The organism is Micromonospora halophytica (genome assembly GCF_900090245.1).
GTDB lineage: Bacteria > Actinomycetota > Actinomycetes > Mycobacteriales > Micromonosporaceae > Micromonospora > Micromonospora halophytica.
Window position 1 is genome coordinate 93014 of the sequence record NZ_FMDN01000020.1, and the last position, 14830, is coordinate 107843.

The window sequence follows — 14830 nt, forward strand, 5'->3', positions numbered from 1 at the left end:
CGGTCGGCCGGGACGCCGCAACGCGATCAACTTGCCACGGGCAGTACGGTGCTGACGTGGCCACCGTGCTCCTGGTCGAAGACGATCACGTCGTACGCGGCGCGATGCTGCGGTCCCTCACCGAGCGGGGGCACGCCGTGCACGCCGTCGGCACGGCGCTGGACGCGCTGCGCCGGGTCGCCGCCGAGACCCCGGACCTCGTCGTGCTGGACCTCGGCCTGCCCGACCTGGACGGCTCCGACGCGCTGCGGATGCTGCGCGGCATCACCGACGTGCCGATCATCATCGCCACCGCCCGTGACGACGAGCAGTCGGTGGTCCGGCTGCTGCGCGCCGGCGCCGACGACTACATGGTCAAGCCCTTCACCGGCGCGCATCTCGACGCCCGGATCACCACCGTGCTGCGCCGGGTCGGCCGGGCCAGCCGGACGGTGCAGCCGGCGGTGCACACCGTCGGCGGCCTGCGGGTGGACGTGGGCGAGCGCAGCGCGCTGCTCGACGGGGAGCCACTGGCGCTGACCCGCAAGGAATTCGACCTGCTGGCGTATCTCGCCGCACGACCCGGCCGGGTAGTGTCCCGGCGGGAGCTCTTGGAGGAGGTATGGCGGCAGCCGTCGGTCGGCGAGGACCAGACCATCGACGTTCACCTGTACTGGCTGCGCCGAAAGATGGGCGAGTCCGCGGCGAAGCCGCGCTACCTGCGCACCGTGCGGGGGGTGGGCTTCCGGCTGGTGGCCCCGGACTGAGGCTGGCGCTGGCCTACCTCACCGCCGGCATGTGCGCGCTGGTCGCGCTCGCCTTCCTGGTCCCCCTCGGGTTGAGCCTGCGCGACGAGGTACGCGACGAGGCGCTGGCCGACGCGGCGCGCCGCAGCGCGCTGGTCACCGGGGCGCTCGCGGTGAGCACCGAGCCGGCAGCGGTACGCCGGGCCGTGGAGGCCAGCGGCGACGACCCGGCGACCCGGCCGGTCGTGCACGGGCTGGGCGGCGCCGAGCCCGCCGGCCGGGCCGCCGAGGCGGACCTGGAGCGGGCGCGCGACGGGCAGCGGTCGGTGGTCGTCGACGTCGACGACGGGGTGCTGCGCCTGGACCCGGTGGTGCTCGACGACCAGATCGCCGTGGTGGAGACGTTCGTCCCCGCCACCGAACTGGACGAGGGTGCCGGCGGGACGTGGCTGCTGCTGGCCGCGGTGGCCGTGGCACTGGTCGGCGCGGCGGTGATCGTGGTGGACCGGGTGGCGGCGCGGGCGGTCGACTCCACCCGAGGGCTGGTCCGGGCCGCCCTGGCCGTCGGCGACGGCGACCTGGGCGTACGGGTGGAGCCGAGCGGTCCCCGGGAGCTGGCCGAGGCCGGGTACGCGTTCAACCGGATGGCGGACCGGATGGTCGCCGCCCGCACCGACGAGCGTGAGTTGGTGGCGGACCTGTCGCACCGGCTGCGTACCCCGCTGACCGTGCTGCGGCTGGACGCCGAGGGGTTGGACTCCGACGACACCAGCGTCGGCTCGTTCACCCCGGCGGAGCTGGACCGGCGGCGCACGATCCGGCGGATCCGGCAGGCGATCGTCACCCTGGAGGGTGAGATCGACGTGCTGATCAAGACCACCCGCAAGGCGGTCACCCACGAGGCCGGGCCGGCGGAGTGCGACGTCAGCGAGGTGGTCCGGGACCGGATGGTCTTCTGGGCGGCCCTGGCCGGCGACCAGAACCGCCCGCACCGGGTGATCGGTGCCCAGCTGCGGATCCCCGCGCCGGTCCCCCGGGCCGAGCTGGCCGCCGCGCTGGACGCGGTCATCGGCAACGTCTTCCGCTACACCCCGCAGGGGACCGCGTTCGAGGTGGCGGTCTCCCGACGGGACGGGTACGTGGCGATCCGCATCGACGACGCCGGCCCGGGCATCGCCAACCCGGACCGGGCGTTGCGCCGCGGCACCAGCGACCAGGGCTCCACCGGCCTGGGGCTGGACATCGCCAAGCGGGTGGCGTTGCAGGCCAACGGCTCGGTCAGCATCGACCGGGCCCGGCTCGGCGGGGCGAGCGTGGTGATGCTGCTGGCCGACCCGGAGGCGACGCCCCGGCAGGTCAACCGGTTCGGGCTGGTCGGCCGGATGGCCCGGGAGGCCCGCGAGCAGAAGACGGGCGGCCGCTGGCCCCGGCGCCGCTCCTGACCGCGGCACTTTCCGTGGCGGTGGGCCGAGCCGGCCCCGTGACACCTCGCGCCGCCGCCTCCGGGAGCACGCCGGCCGCCGCACCGCTGCGGCCGGCTGTGGGGTGGCGCAAGTCTTCCTTAGATCCGGATTAACGCGGGCGGCGATCGGGCCGCGCGGTGACAGGATCGACGACGAACCCATCAGTTCCACCGGCCTGTCGCCCCTGACAACTGCCGGCCGGTGGAGCCGTACGCGCGGCGGGAGTACGGTCCCCCCACACCCGCTCCCGCCGCGCGTCCACCTCCCACCCCCGCCGCCGCACGAGGCGGCCCCGCTCATGATCCAGTCACACTTTCCGGCGCGACACGCCGCGGTACGTGTGCAGACGTGCGACCGGATCATGGCCACCCGGGTCCGAGCGGTCCGTGCGCTGCCGGGGCCGGTGGCGGCGGGCCGGGTGCCGGGCTCAGCGGGGGGCGGTGGCCGCGTAGGCGTCGATCTCGGCGCTGATCCGGGTCTTCTCCCCCGGTTCGAGGAACGAGGCGGTCACCGCGTCCTTCGCCAGCGCCGCCAGCCGGTCTGGGCCGGCGTCGAGCAGCCGGGCGGCCACCGCGTACTCGTCGTTGAGCGTGGTGCCGAACATCGGCGGGTCGTCGGAGTTGACGGTGACCAGCACGCCCGCGTCGACCAGCCGCCTCAGCGGGTGCCCGGAGATGCGGGCGACGGCCCGGGTACGCACGTTGGAGGTCGGGCAGACCTCCAACGCGATCCGGTGCTCGGCCAGGTACGCCAGCAGTTCCGGGTCCTCGGCGGCGGCGATGCCGTGGCCGATCCGCTCGGCGCCGAGGTCGCGCAACGCGTCCCAGACCGTCTGCGGGCCGGTGGTCTCCCCCGCGTGCGGCACCGACCGCAGCCCGGCCGCCCGGGCCTGGTCGAAGTACGGCTTGAACTGCGGCCGGGGCACGCCGATCTCCGGGCCGCCGAGGCCGAAGCTGACCAGCCCGTCCGGCCGCTGCTCCAGGGCGATCCGCAGGGTCTCCTCGGCGGCCGGCAGCCCGGCCTCGCCCGGGATGTCGAAGCACCAGCGCAGGGCGATGCCGAAGTCGGCCTCGGCCCGCTTGCGGGCGTCCTCGATCGCCTCGCAGAACGCCGGGGCGGGGATCCCCCGGTGCACGTGCGAGTACGGGGTGACGGTCAGCTCGGCGTACCGGACCTGCTGGCGGGCCAGCTCCCGGGCGACCTCGTGGGTGAGGATCCAGACGTCCTCCGGGTCGCGGATCAGGTCCACCACGCTCAGGTAGACCTCGATGAAGTGGGCGAAGTCGCGGAAGGCGAAGTAGTCGACGAGCGCGTCCGGGTCCGCCGGGACCGGGCTGCGCCCCTCGTGCCGGGCGGCCAGCTCGGCCACGATCCGGGGCGAGGCGGAGCCGACGTGGTGCACGTGCAGCTCCACCTTGGGCAGTCCGGCGATGAAGGTGGGCAGGTCGGTCACAGGTTCTCCTCTGCACGGGCGCCGGTGCGGGCGACCACGAAGATCCGGCGGAACGGGAAGTGCACCTGACCATGCCGCACCGGGTACGCCTCGGCGAGTCGTACGCCCAGCTCGGCCCGGAAGTCCGCCCAGCCGGCGGGGTCCAGCGCGGCGCGGACCGGGCGCAGCGCCGTCCCCTCCATCCAGGTCAGCACCGGATGGTCGGCGTCGGCGTGGGCCGGGAGCAGGTGCACGTAGACAGTCTCCCAGGCGTCGACCACGCAGCCGGCGTCGCCCAGCGACGCGGCGTAGCCGACGGCGTCGTCGACCGGCGCCTCGCGCAGCAGCGACGCCAGCGCGGGCGCCCACCGGTCCCGACGGGCGACCTCGCGCAGCGCCCGGTGCGACGGGGCGTAGAAGTTGCCCGGGACCTGGAACGCCAGCCACGCGCCGGCGGGCAGTGCGTGGGCCCAGCGGGTGAGCAGCTCGCGGTGGCCGGGCACCCACTGGAGCACGGCGTTGGCGACGACCACGTCGACGTCCGGGGCCGGACGCCAGGCGGTGACGTCACCGACGGCGAAGTCGACCGGGGCGGCCAGCGTCCGCGCCCGGTCGATCATCTCCGGTGCGGAGTCGAGGCCGACCACCCGGGCCTCAGGCCAGCGGCGGGCCAGGGTGGTGGTCAGGGTGCCCGGTCCGCAGCCGAGGTCGACCACGACGTGCGGCCGGTCGGCCGGGATCCGGGCGATCAGGTCGTGGAACGGCCGGGACCGTTCGTCGCCGTAGCGCAGGTAGGCGGTCGGGTCCCACATCACAACCTCCAAACCGTACGTACGTCTTTCTTGGACCCTACGGCCCGCGCTGCGGCTCGGCAACACGGTCACTAGGCTCGGTCGAATGGAACAGCGCAGCTTCGACCGGCTCGGCCGACGGGTGGGTGTGGTCGGCCTCGGCGCGTGGCAGCTCGGCGCCGACTGGGGCCAGGTCGACGAGACCGACGCCCAGGCCGTCCTCGCCGCCGCCGTGGACTCCGGGGTCACCTTCCTGGACACCGCCGACGTCTACGGCGACGGGCGCAGCGAACAGCTCATCGGCCGGTTCCTGCGCGAGCGGCCCGGGCACGGGCTGACCGTGGCGACCAAGATGGGCCGCCGGGTGGCACAGACGCCGGAGGCGTACACCCTGGACAACTTCCGGGCCTGGACCGACCGGTCCCGGGCCAACCTCGGCACGGACACCCTGGACCTGGTCCAGCTGCACTGCCCGCCGACGGCGGTCTTCACCGACGACCGGGTCTTCGACGCGCTGGACACCCTGGTGTCCGAGCAGAGAATCGCCGGGTACGGGGTCAGCGTCGAGACCTGCGACCAGGCGCTGACCGCGATCGCCCGGCCCGGCGTGGCGAGCGTGCAGATCATCCTCAACGCGGTCCGGCTCAAGCCCCTGGAGCGGGTGCTGCCGGCCGCCGCCTCCGCCGGAGTGGGGATCATCGCCCGGGTGCCGCTGGCCAGCGGCCTGCTCTCCGGCCGCTACGACGAGCACACCACCTTCGCCCCCGACGACCACCGCACCTTCAACCGGCACGGGGAGAGCTTCGACGTCGGCGAGACCTTCTCCGGTGTCGACTACGACCTCGGCCTGAAGGTCGTCCGCCGGCTCGCCCCGCTGGTCGGCCCGGAGCGCACCATGGCGCAGTTCGCGCTCCGCTGGATCATCGACCAGCCCGGCCTCACCGTCGTCATCCCCGGCGCCCGCAACCCGGAGCAGGCCCGGAGCAACGCCTCGGCCGCCGCGCCGCCCCCGTCGACCGCCGAGGAGCACGACACCGTCCGGGCCGTCTACGACGAACTGGTCCGCCCGCGCGTGCACGACCGTTGGTGAGCCGCACGGGCACGGTGCTCGCGTCCGGCCCCGCCGGCACGGATGCTCACGGTGGGGCCGGCTGCGCCGGCGAGTGGAGGGGAGACGGATGAGAGGCTGGTTCACGCTCACCCTGGGCCTGCTGGCCGTGGTGGTCGGCGCCGTCTGGACCGTCCAGGGGCTCGGGTACGTCAGCGGCAGCGTGATGACCGACCAGCGGGTCTGGGCGGTGCTCGGCCCGGTGCTGACCCTGGCGGGGCTGGGACTGCTCTGGCGCGGCATGCGCTCGCGACGGCGGACCTGAGCCGACCGGCCGCGGTCGGGCGGGGCCGGCGCGGCGGCGGCAGGTGATCTGACGCGGAAAGCCCCGCGTCCGGGGGACACGGGGCTTCTCGTCGATCCGGCTGGCCGGATCACCCGGGCCGGCGGCTGCCGACCGGCACTGCTCAGATGGGGCGGACCTGCTCGGCCTGCGGACCCTTCTGACCCTGGGCGATCTCGAACTCCACCCGCTGGTTCTCCTCCAGCGTGCGGTAGCCGCTGGTCTGGATGGCCGAGAAGTGGACGAACACGTCAGCACCCCCGCCGTCGACGGTGATGAAGCCGAAGCCCTTGTCAGCGTTGAACCACTTCACGGTTCCCTGCGCCATGTGTATCTCCTTCTAAAACTGGCGGCCGAGCACGCCGTGCGGCCGGTTGGCCGTTTTCGAGCAGCGGCGCCTGAGGCGGCCCCCACGAAGGAGACTTCTCTCAACCCACGCCATCTCGCAACAGCGGGGATCAGCAAACCACGTACGCAAAAACTCTGCACAGCCTACCGGACGAAATTCTCCGACATGTGACCTGACGGATGCCCGACGTCCGCTGGGAGGGGGGTTGCGGACGTGCGAGAGACCCCCCACCCGTCGATGCGGGAGGGGGGTCCTCACGTCCACTGTTCAGTCCGGCCAGCTGCCGGTGACCCGTCGTACGCCGACCGCGCCACCCCGGTCCACGGCCGCCCGGACGACCGCGAAGATGGCGCCCTGCAGTGCCGCCGCGGCGAGCACCTCGCCCCAGCCGCGGTCCTCGTCGGTGGCGCTGGGCGCCTCGCCGTCGCCGGCGGTCATCTTCCACACCTGCCGGAAGATCGCCCCGGCGACCGTACCGGCGGCCAGGCCGAGCAGCACCCCGACGGGCCTGTACGCGGCCTTACCGATCCCCTTGCTCACCTACGCCTCCCCCGCACGATCAGCAGCACGATCATCGTCGCCACGGCACCGGCCGCGACCGCCGCCCACGGTGCCGGGCTTCGCCCGAGCGCCTCCCCGTGGCCCTGCGACCGCGCCTGGCCGGCCTGCTGTGCCGCCTGCCCGCGTACCCGGGCCACGGTGACCGCCGCCTGCTCGCGCATCCGCTCCTTCGCCTGGCCGGCGGAGGACCGCAGCCGGGCCTTGACGTCGGCCTTGGCGGCCAACAGCTCCATCGTCTCGCCCAACTCCACCCGGGTACGCCGGATCTCCTCGCGGAGCGCGTCCGTGTCGCCGGTCCCGTTGCCCGTCATGCCCGTCCCCTGTCCTTCACCGCCGCGGTGACGACGTCCACGTCCGCCCGGACGCTGCGGACCGTCGACTCCGGAACCGGGGGGACCGCACGGCTGACCTGCTTCTTGCCGACCAGGGCGAAGATGCCCGCGAGCAGGAAGAGCACCACCGCCACGATCAGGGCGGCCGCCCAGGCGGGCAGCACCAGGTCCAGCAGCAGGATCGCCGTGGCGACCAGGGCGCCGAGCCCGTAGAGGGCGAGCGCCCCGCCTCCGCCGAACAGGCCGATGCCGATCCCGGCGTGCTTGCCCTTCTGGGTCAACTCCGCCCGGGCCAGCGCCAGCTCGTCCCGCACCAGTCGGGAGACCTGTTCGGTGGCCCGCTGCACCAGTTCGGCGGTGGACGGCTCGCTCCCGGTCCGGGACGTGCGGTGGTTCGCGACGTCAGCCATGCTGTCCTCCTTTCATCAACACCGCGCTGTATGCCCGGAGTCGCCGCCCGTCAATCCTGCGCGCAGTGACCAACCACATCTGACCGCAGGTCGGGCCGTACCGTCCGGCGAAACGCGGAAGCGGGTACGACGAAGCCCCCGGACACGAGGTCACGGGGGCCGTCGAGGGGTGGTCAGCGGTGGCCGTCGCGCGGCTCCTCGGCGCCGACGAGAACGCCGTCGCGGGAGTCGTCACGCCCGTCTGCGCGGGAGTCGTCACGCCCGTCTGCGCGGGAGTCGTCACGCCCGTCTGCGCGGGAGTCGTCATGCCCGTCTGCGCGGGAGTCGGCGTCGTCACCGGGGCCGACGAACGCCTCGCTGCGCGCGTCGCCGTCGTCGCTGCCGCCGAAGACGCGCGCGTCGTCCGGCACCTCGGTCTCCGACCGTCGGCGCACCGGCCGGCGCGGCCGCACCCACTGCCACGGCAGGGCGCCGGAGGCGTCGCCGATCTCGGTGCGGGAGCGGGGCAGCGCGGTGGGGCGGTGGTCGCGGATCCAACCGACCAGGTGCTCACGGACCAGGCAGCGCAGGTCCCAGAGGCTGCCCGCGTCGGCGGCGCTGACCAACGCCCGGACCTTGATCAGCCCACCGGTCGCGTCGGTCACCTGGAGCACGCAGACCCGGCCGTCCCACAGGTCGGTGCCCTCGGCCACCCGGCGCAACTCCTCCCGCATCGCCTGCACCGGGACGGACCAGTCGACGTCGAACTCGGCGGTGCCCAGCACCGCCGCCTCGGTGCGGGTCCAGTTCTGGAACGGGGTGCTGGTGAAGTAGGACGTGGGCAGGATCAGCCGGCGGTCGTCCCAGATCTGGACCACCACGTAGCTGAGGGTCAACTCCTCGATCCGGCCCCACTCCCCCTCGACGACCACCACGTCGCCGAGGCGTACCGCGTCGCTGAAGGCGAGCTGGAGGCCGGCGATGACGTTGCCGAGCAGGCTCTGCGCGGCCAGCGCGGCGACCACACCGACCACACCGGCGCTGGTCAGCACGCCGGCGCCGATGCCGCGTACGGCGGGGAAGGTCATCAGCATCACGCCGATCGCGAGTATCACGATCACCGCGATGGTCAGCCGGCGCAGCAGCACCACCTGGGTACGCACCCGACGGGCGTGCCGGTTGTCGGGCACGTCCACCCGGAACCGGGCCAGCGCGGTGTCCTCCATGACCACCAGCAGCGAGGCGACCAGCCAGGCCACCGCGGCGACCACCCCCAGCACCAGGGTGTGCAGCACCACCTGCCGCCAGGGGGTGCCGACGGCGTACCCGGTGCTGAAGCGGACCGCGAACTGCACGGCGAGCACGGTGGCGGCCACCTGGAGAGGCCGGTGCACGTGGTCGGTGAGCTCGGTCATCAGCAGCGACCGCCGGCCGAGCCGGCGGATCACCCGGTGCACCACCTCGACCACGAGCAACGCGATCGCCGCCGCGATGGTCGCGGCGGCGATCGTTTCGAGGTAGTTCCGCACTGGTGTTCTCCCTCCGGCCGGGCTGATCACTTCTGGGCAAAGGCCCTATGGTGCCCGGCGCTTCCGGAATCGGCCAGCTCAGACCTTCCGGTACCGGGACTGGAGGAAGCAGTAGACGCCGAAGGCGGCGACGCCGAGGGCCATCAGCGCCAGCAGGATCTGGCCGTAGGGCTGGTCGCGCAGGGTCCGCAGGGCGCCGTCCAGGCCCCGGGCCTTCTCCGGGTCGTAGTTCACGGCGGCCACCACGATCAGCAGACCGGCGACCGCGAACACCGCGCCGCGGGCGATGTAGCCGGCCATGCCGAGCCGCCGGGCCAGCGTCCGCGTCTTCGGGCTCATCTCGCCGATCTTCAGGTTGCGCTCGAACTTCTTCTTCAGGCCGTAGATCACCATGCCGACACCGACGGCGGCGAGCACCAGGCCGGCGAGGCCGACCAGGAACCGGCCGCCCCCGGAGGCCATCAGCTTCTCGCTGAAGGCCTGCTGCTGGTCGGCGCTGTTGCTGCTGGCGTCCTGCACGACCCGGAAGGCGGTCCAGGCCAGCCAGAGGAAGACCACCGTGCGCACCACCGAGGCGATGCGTTCGAAGAGTCGTTCCTTGCCCTGCTTGGCGTGGTGGCCGACGGCCGCCTCCAGCGCCTGCCAGATCGCCATGGCGACCAGGCCGACGGCGATCGCGATCAACAGGAACTTGCCCATGGGCTGGGCGCCCAGGGTACGCAGCGCACCGTTCTGGTTCGCCTCCTCGCCGGAGCTGTCGAAGGCGACCTGGAGGATGAGCCAGGCGAAGAGCAGGTGCACGATCCCGTAGCCGATGAAGCCGGCCCGGGCGAGGATTTCCAGCCAACGGCTGTCCGCGGTGCGGGCGGCGGTGGCTTCGGCATTCCGGGTGAGTGACATGGCGCCGTCTATTGCCGGATGTCCAGATCCTCAAACCTGGGCCACCGCCGGCCCGGCCGGTCAGTTGCCGGCGCTGCGGGCGACGCGGATCTTGACCTCCTGGTCGGTGACGGCGTCCAGCGTCACCGCGAAGCCGCCCACCTCGGCGGCCTGCTGGCCCATGGTGAGGGAGACCTGCTCACCGGCGACCTCGACGGTCACCTGGTCGTCCTGGGTGCCGATCAGCTTCGCCTCGATGCCGAGGATGTTGGCCCTGGCGTCGACGCCCCGGTCGAAGGTGACCGTGCAGGCGTCCAGGCCGCAGTCGGTGCTGGCGCCCTCGGAACTGCAGCCGGCGAGCAGGGCCGCGCCGAGTGCCAGGGCGGCGATCAGGCCGGCGGCCCGACGGGTGGGGGGAAGCGGGGAGGAACCGGTTCGGGTCGTCACCCGCACAAGGGTACGAGACGGGGGCCATGCCGACACCGCCCGATGATCAGCCGACCGGCTCCGGTGCTCGCGTTAGGGTCCGGTCATGCCGTTCGACATCGCCCGGACCCGGGCCGCCTACCCCGCCCTGACCGAGGGTTTCGCCCACTTCGACGGTGCCGGCGGCACCCAGACCCCGCAGTCGGTCGTCGACGCGGTCGCCGACACCATGCGCACCGCGCTCGGCAACCGCAGCACCGCCTTCGTACCCGGCCGGCGGTCGCTGGAGCTGGTCGCCGCCGCCCGGACGGCGGTGGCCGACCTGCTGGGCGCGACGGCGCAGGGCGTGGTGCTCGGGCCGAGCGCGACGGCGTTGACGTACACCCTGGCCCGGGCGCTCGGCGACACCTGGCGTCCCGGCGACGAGGTGGTGGTGTCCCGGTTGGACCATGACGCGAACGTGCGGCCCTGGGTACAGGCGGCCGAGGCGGCCGGCGCGACCGTGCGCTGGGCGGAGTTCGACCCGGCCACCGGTGAGCTGCCCGCCGGCCAGTACGCCGACCTGGTCGGCGAGCGGACCCGGCTGGTCGCGGTGACCGCCGGCAGCAACGCGATCGGCACCGTGCCGGACGTCGCCACGATCGCCAAGACCGCCCACGCGGCGGGCGCGCTGGTCTGCGTCGACGGCGTGCACTCGGTGCCGCACGGCCCGACCGACCTCGCCTCGCTGGGCGCGGACTTCCTGGTCACCAGCGCCTACAAGTGGTCCGGCCCGCACCTGGCGGCGGTGGTCGCCGACCCGGCCCGATGGGAGTCGCTGCACCCGGCGAAGCTGCTGCCCTCCTCCGACGCCGTGCCGGACCGCTTCGAGGCGGGCACCCCGAGCTTCCCGCTGCTGGCCGGGGTGGCCGCGGCCGTGGACCACCTGGCCGGGCTGGACCCGAGCGCCACCGGCGACCGGCGGGAGCGGGTCCGCGCGGGCCTGGCCGCCGCGCAGGCGTACGAGGAGTCGCTCTTCGACCGGTTGCTCGCCGGGCTGACCGCCCAGCCGGCGGTCACCGTGTACGGCGCGGCGGCCCGCCGCTGCCCGACGGTGTCGTTCCGGCTCGCCGGCTGGTCGCCGGCCGGACTCGCCGCGGCGCTGGGCGAGGCCGGGCTCTGTCTCTCCTGCGGCGACTACTACGCCTACGAGTACTTCCGCACGATGGGGCTGCGCGACAGCGGCGGGGCGGTACGGGCCAGCGTCTACCACTACAACACGGCCGCCGAGGTGGACCGGTTGCTCGCCGAACTGGACCGGCTGGCCCGGCGGGGGGAGACAATGGCCGGGTGAGCTTCCTGGTCGAGGAGAACCCCGCCAAGCACCGCTTCGAGATCCTGGTCGACGGCGCGCTGGCCGGCTTCACCGCGTACCTGCCCCGGGGTGCGGTGCGGGTGTTCACGCACACCGAGGTCCGCCCGGAGTACCAGGACATGGGGGTCGGCGCGGCGCTGGTCCGGGCCACCCTGGAGCAGGTGCGCGAACAGGGCGGCCGGGTGGTGCCGCAGTGCCCGTTCGTGCGGGCCTTCATCGAGCGTCACCCCGAGTACGCCGACCTGGTCGTCACGCCGGTCTGACCGGCCGGTCCGGGTCCGCGAGCACGGTGGGCGGCGGGTCGCGGTGTCCGCCTCACTGGACACCGCGACCCGCCGCGCGTGAGGCAGTTGCGGCTCGGGTCAGCCGAGACCGGCGAGCAGTTCGGCGGCGGCCCGGGCGCCCGCCCGGGTGGCGCCGTGGGTGGCGACGTGCACCCGGCCGACGGCGAGCGCGGGCACGCCCAGCTCGACCACCACGGCGTCCGGCCGGTCGGCGAGGGCGCGGTCGACGGCGACCCGCATCCAGTCGTGCCGGTGCAGGTCGCGGACGACCAGCACCACCGGCCGGTCACCGGCGGCGGCGGTCGGGTCGACGGGCAGGTCCGTCTCGGCGAGCCGGAGGGTGGTCGTCCCGGGCAGCAGCGCGGCGAGGGGTTCGCCGATCCCCCACGGGGTCTCCTGGCCGATGGCGATGTTGCGGGGTGGCACGAACTCCACCACGTGCGCGGGTGCGGCCAGCGGCAGCCGTCCGGTCGCCTCACCGCTGACCCGCAGCGCCCGGCGCGCGGCGGCCAGCCCGATCGGGGATCCGTCGGCGGTCGGCAGGCCCCGCGCGGGTCGCCCGGCGCGGGCAGCGACCGTCCAGGCGGCCAGCTGGCCGACCCGCTTGGCGGCCTCGGCGAGGCGCTCCTCCGGCAGCTCGCCGGAGAGCACGGCGGCGACGATGGCGTCGCGCAGGTGCCGGGCCGCCGCCTCGTCGGCGTGGTCGCCGCCGACGCAGACCGCGTCCGCGCCGGCCGCCAGGGCCCGCACGGCCGCGCCGGCGAAGCCGTACCGGTCGGCGACCGCGCGCATCTCCACCGCGTCGGTGACCACCACGCCGGAGAAGCCCAGCTCGTCGCGGAGCAGGTCACCGAGGATGCGGGGGCTGAGGGTGGCCGGCAGTTCCGCGTCGAGGGCGGGCACGAGCAGGTGGCCGGTCATCACCGCCTGGACCCCGGCCGCCACGGCGGCCCGGAACGGGACCAGCTCGACGGCGTCGAGGCGGGCCCGGCTGGCGCTGATCCGGGGCAGGTCGTGGTGCGAGTCGACCCGGGTGTCACCGTGGCCGGGGAAGTGCTTGGCACAGGCCGCCACGCCGGCGGACTGGAGGCCGCGTACCCAGGCGGCGGTGTGCCGGGCGACCAGGTCCGGCTCGGCGCCGAAGGCGCGTACGCCGATCACCGGGTTCGCCGGGTTGTCGTTGACGTCGGCGTCCGGGGCGTAGTTCAGCGTGACGCCGAGCGCGGCGAGGTCGGCGCCGAGGTCGTGGGCCACCTCCTCGGTCAACGCCGGGTCGTCGACCGCCCCGAGGGCGAGGTTGCCCGGGCGGGAGCTGCCGGCCACCGACTCGATCCGGGTGACGTCACCGGCCTCCTCGTCGATGGCGACCAGCACGTCGGGGCGTTCGGCGCGCAGGGTCGCGGTGAGCGCGGCGAGCTGCTCGGGGCCGGCGACGTTGCGGGCGAAGAGGACCACCGCGCCGAGCCCTTCGCCCAGCCAGCGGCACACCCACTCGGGCGGGGTGGTGCCGACGAAGCCCGGCTGGAGGACGGCGGCCGCCAGGCCGGCCAGGTTGCGCTCGTTCATGCCGCCGCACTACCCCCGTGTCGTATCGGACGGCCCGTCACCGTCGCGGTGCTGCCATGGTCACACCCAGCCACGAAATAGTCAATAAACCTTACTGTTAGAGCCTGGCACGTTCTCCGGCGTCGTGCGACAGTTCCGGAATGGATCCCGCGCTGCTCGCCGACGCCACCTCACCGGCCGACATTCCCGGCGTACGCCTGCTCGGCGCGGTGGTCGGCGGCCTGCTGCTGCTCGCCGCCATCCGGGCGATGTTCCGGCGACGCTGACTGATCACCACCGCACCGCTGTCTGAGCGTCGACCGGTGAGCCCGGGGGCCGGACGACGGCGAGGGAGCCTCCACCCACGCGAGGTGCCGCCTCGCCCGCGATGAGCCGGGGTCAGCGCGGCCCGGGTGGGACGATGCCGTGCAACAGGGTGCGGACCAGGTCGTCGATCATCCCGGGAGCCGACGCCGACGCCGGCGCCGCGGGGTCGAGCAGGTGGTGCAGGACCAGGTCGTGGCAGACCCCGACGACCAGGGCGGCGACCGCCCCGACGGCGGCGTCGGGGGCCACCCGACCCCGATCCTGCTCACCGCGCAGGTAGCCGGTCAGCTCGGCGCGCAGCCCGTGGCCGCCGGCCAGCGGGTCGGGCAGCTCGGCGAGACGAGCGAGCAGACCAGGCTGGGTGAACACGCCCGTCATCGCCGGGAGGATCGCCGCGTGCAACGCCAGCGCCCGGGTCAGGTACGCCCGCAGGTTCGCCGCCACGGTCCCCTCGCCCGGCCGGGGCGGCTCCCCCTCCAGCGCCGCCTCGGCGGCCCGCAGGTGGGCGTGCACCGCGTACGCGAGCAGCTCTTCCTTGTCGGCGAAGTGGTTGTAGAGCACGCCGTCGGCGACCTGCGCCTCGCGGGCGATGTCGCGGACGGTCAGCCCGACCGTGCCGCGCCGGGCCACCAGCCGCCCCGCCGCGGCGATCAGGTGCTCGCGCAGGCTCTGGTCGCCGCCGCGCAGCGCCGCGGCTCTCCTCGGTGACATCACCGGCATCCTAGGCCGCGTTTCATAAGCGGGGTAGCCACTCGTTGATCATGGAGATGTGCACGGTGGCTTCATAGCGGACAGCGAGTTTGTCGTAGCGGGTCGCCAGGGCGCGGTTGCGTTTGAGCCGGTTGATGCCGCATTCCACGGCGTGACGCTGCTTGTAGGCGACGGGGTCGAACGTGGGTGGTCGGCCGCCCTTCGACCCCTTCTTGCGCCGGTTGGCGGCCTGGTCGGCCTTGATCGGGATGGTGGCCTTGATACCGCGCCGACGCACGTGGTCACGGTTGGCCTTCGAGCTGTACGCCTTGTCAGCCAGGACCCGATCGGGTCGGGTGCGGG

At 73.9% G+C, this 14830-nt stretch carries 18 protein-coding genes and 1 pseudogene; 7 read left to right on the forward strand and 12 right to left on the reverse strand.

Annotated elements, in window-relative coordinates; all coding sequences use genetic code 11:
• The first annotated feature begins 56 nt into the window (after positions 1–56).
• Together GA0070560_RS22365 and GA0070560_RS22370 are read left to right on the forward strand one after the other, a co-directional pair.
• Positions 57–746 carry a response regulator transcription factor gene (locus GA0070560_RS22365; protein WP_088978393.1) on the forward strand — a complete coding sequence of 230 codons (690 nt, stop codon included), beginning with the start codon at positions 57–59 and terminating at the stop codon, positions 744–746.
• Between the two features lie 29 nt (positions 747–775).
• On the forward strand, positions 776–2167 hold the full coding sequence (locus tag GA0070560_RS22370) for a HAMP domain-containing sensor histidine kinase (protein ID WP_091301117.1): 1392 nt from the start codon (positions 776–778) through the stop codon (positions 2165–2167).
• A gap of 448 nt (positions 2168–2615) precedes the next feature.
• Here the strand turns inward: GA0070560_RS22370 and GA0070560_RS22375 are convergent, their stop codons facing one another.
• Together GA0070560_RS22375 and GA0070560_RS22380 are read right to left on the reverse strand one after the other, a co-directional pair.
• A complete protein-coding gene (locus tag GA0070560_RS22375) occupies positions 2616–3641 on the reverse strand; it encodes an adenosine deaminase (protein ID WP_091301119.1) in 1026 nt (341 codons plus the stop codon).
• Positions 3638–4432 (reverse strand): trans-aconitate 2-methyltransferase, encoded by a 795-nt coding sequence (locus GA0070560_RS22380; RefSeq protein WP_091301120.1) that lies wholly within the window; start codon positions 4430–4432, stop codon positions 3638–3640. Before GA0070560_RS22380 ends, GA0070560_RS22375 begins: the two co-directional genes overlap by 4 nt.
• Positions 4433–4517: 85 nt before the next feature.
• On the opposite strand from GA0070560_RS22380, the gene GA0070560_RS22385 reads away from it, so the two are divergent.
• Both GA0070560_RS22385 and GA0070560_RS22390 read left to right on the forward strand, forming a co-directional pair.
• Positions 4518–5501, forward strand: coding sequence for an aldo/keto reductase (locus GA0070560_RS22385; protein WP_091301122.1), 984 nt, complete (start codon positions 4518–4520; stop codon positions 5499–5501).
• An 88-nt stretch (positions 5502–5589) separates the two neighbouring features.
• Entirely contained in the window at positions 5590–5784 is a 195-nt protein-coding gene (locus tag GA0070560_RS22390) for a hypothetical protein (protein WP_091301124.1), read from the forward strand.
• A gap of 142 nt (positions 5785–5926) precedes the next feature.
• Here GA0070560_RS22390 and GA0070560_RS22395 read toward each other — a convergent pair whose 3' ends face one another.
• The 7 genes and pseudogenes from GA0070560_RS22395 to GA0070560_RS22425 form a co-directional block, all read right to left on the reverse strand.
• Positions 5927–6130, reverse strand: a complete 204-nt coding sequence (locus GA0070560_RS22395; RefSeq protein ID WP_007075740.1) for a cold-shock protein — start codon at positions 6128–6130, stop codon at positions 5927–5929.
• Between the two features lie 288 nt (positions 6131–6418).
• Complete coding sequence (locus GA0070560_RS22400) at positions 6419–6691, reverse strand: DUF4235 domain-containing protein (RefSeq protein ID WP_091301126.1); 273 nt, start codon at positions 6689–6691, stop codon at positions 6419–6421.
• Complete coding sequence (locus GA0070560_RS22405; protein WP_091301128.1) at positions 6688–7023, reverse strand: DUF3618 domain-containing protein; 336 nt, start codon at positions 7021–7023, stop codon at positions 6688–6690. The genes GA0070560_RS22400 and GA0070560_RS22405 overlap by 4 nt, the downstream gene beginning before the upstream one ends.
• Entirely contained in the window at positions 7020–7454 is a 435-nt protein-coding gene (locus tag GA0070560_RS22410) for a phage holin family protein (protein WP_091301130.1), read from the reverse strand. The genes GA0070560_RS22405 and GA0070560_RS22410 overlap by 4 nt, the downstream gene beginning before the upstream one ends.
• Before the next feature lie 317 nt (positions 7455–7771).
• Positions 7772–8962, reverse strand: a pseudogene (locus GA0070560_RS22415) (mechanosensitive ion channel family protein); the annotation flags it as partial.
• Between the two features lie 78 nt (positions 8963–9040).
• On the reverse strand, positions 9041–9862 hold the full coding sequence (locus GA0070560_RS22420) for a DUF1206 domain-containing protein (RefSeq protein ID WP_091301134.1): 822 nt from the start codon (positions 9860–9862) through the stop codon (positions 9041–9043).
• A 60-nt stretch (positions 9863–9922) separates the two neighbouring features.
• Positions 9923–10288: a hypothetical protein gene (locus GA0070560_RS22425; protein WP_091301158.1), complete on the reverse strand. Its 366-nt coding sequence runs from the start codon at positions 10286–10288 to the stop codon at positions 9923–9925.
• Positions 10289–10373: 85 nt separating this feature from the next.
• Between GA0070560_RS22425 and GA0070560_RS22430 the strand changes: the two genes are divergently transcribed.
• Positions 10374–11600, forward strand: coding sequence for a cysteine desulfurase-like protein (locus tag GA0070560_RS22430; protein ID WP_091301136.1), 1227 nt, complete (start codon positions 10374–10376; stop codon positions 11598–11600).
• Positions 11597–11884, forward strand: coding sequence for a GNAT family N-acetyltransferase (locus GA0070560_RS22435; protein WP_091301137.1), 288 nt, complete (start codon positions 11597–11599; stop codon positions 11882–11884). The genes GA0070560_RS22430 and GA0070560_RS22435 overlap by 4 nt, the downstream gene beginning before the upstream one ends.
• A 99-nt stretch (positions 11885–11983) precedes the next feature.
• Here GA0070560_RS22435 and GA0070560_RS22440 read toward each other — a convergent pair whose 3' ends face one another.
• The gene (locus GA0070560_RS22440; RefSeq protein WP_091301139.1) at positions 11984–13471 is read right to left on the reverse strand and encodes a glycoside hydrolase family 3 protein; all 1488 of its coding nucleotides are present in this window, start codon (positions 13469–13471) and stop codon (positions 11984–11986) included.
• Between the two features lie 140 nt (positions 13472–13611).
• Here GA0070560_RS22440 and GA0070560_RS29830 point away from each other — a divergent pair, with 140 nt between their 5' ends.
• Positions 13612–13737 (forward strand): hypothetical protein, encoded by a 126-nt coding sequence (locus GA0070560_RS29830; RefSeq protein ID WP_281184912.1) that lies wholly within the window; start codon positions 13612–13614, stop codon positions 13735–13737.
• 112 nt (positions 13738–13849) lie between these two features.
• Here GA0070560_RS29830 and GA0070560_RS22445 read toward each other — a convergent pair whose 3' ends face one another.
• Entirely contained in the window at positions 13850–14488 is a 639-nt protein-coding gene (locus tag GA0070560_RS22445; protein ID WP_091301160.1) for a TetR/AcrR family transcriptional regulator, read from the reverse strand.
• A 22-nt stretch (positions 14489–14510) separates the two neighbouring features.
• Positions 14511–14830, reverse strand: a 320-nt coding sequence (locus GA0070560_RS22450) for a transposase (RefSeq protein ID WP_139131570.1), incomplete at its 5' end; no start/stop codon positions are given.

Coding starts and splice junctions, on each gene's coding strand:
- GA0070560_RS22390 (WP_091301124.1), top strand. CDS start 5,590: ATGAGAGGCTGGTTCACGCTCACCCTGGGCCTGCTGGCCGTGGTGGTC.
- GA0070560_RS22410 (WP_091301130.1), bottom strand. CDS start 7,454: ATGGCTGACGTCGCGAACCACCGCACGTCCCGGACCGGGAGCGAGCCG.
- GA0070560_RS29830 (WP_281184912.1), top strand. CDS start 13,612: ATGGATCCCGCGCTGCTCGCCGACGCCACCTCACCGGCCGACATTCCC.
- GA0070560_RS22440 (WP_091301139.1), bottom strand. CDS start 13,471: ATGAACGAGCGCAACCTGGCCGGCCTGGCGGCCGCCGTCCTCCAGCCG.
- GA0070560_RS22445 (WP_091301160.1), bottom strand. CDS start 14,488: ATGTCACCGAGGAGAGCCGCGGCGCTGCGCGGCGGCGACCAGAGCCTG.
- GA0070560_RS22380 (WP_091301120.1), bottom strand. CDS start 4,432: ATGTGGGACCCGACCGCCTACCTGCGCTACGGCGACGAACGGTCCCGG.
- GA0070560_RS22370 (WP_091301117.1), top strand. CDS start 776: ATGTGCGCGCTGGTCGCGCTCGCCTTCCTGGTCCCCCTCGGGTTGAGC.
- GA0070560_RS22385 (WP_091301122.1), top strand. CDS start 4,518: ATGGAACAGCGCAGCTTCGACCGGCTCGGCCGACGGGTGGGTGTGGTC.
- GA0070560_RS22420 (WP_091301134.1), bottom strand. CDS start 9,862: ATGTCACTCACCCGGAATGCCGAAGCCACCGCCGCCCGCACCGCGGAC.
- GA0070560_RS22405 (WP_091301128.1), bottom strand. CDS start 7,023: ATGACGGGCAACGGGACCGGCGACACGGACGCGCTCCGCGAGGAGATC.
- GA0070560_RS22395 (WP_007075740.1), bottom strand. CDS start 6,130: ATGGCGCAGGGAACCGTGAAGTGGTTCAACGCTGACAAGGGCTTCGGC.
- GA0070560_RS22430 (WP_091301136.1), top strand. CDS start 10,374: ATGCCGTTCGACATCGCCCGGACCCGGGCCGCCTACCCCGCCCTGACC.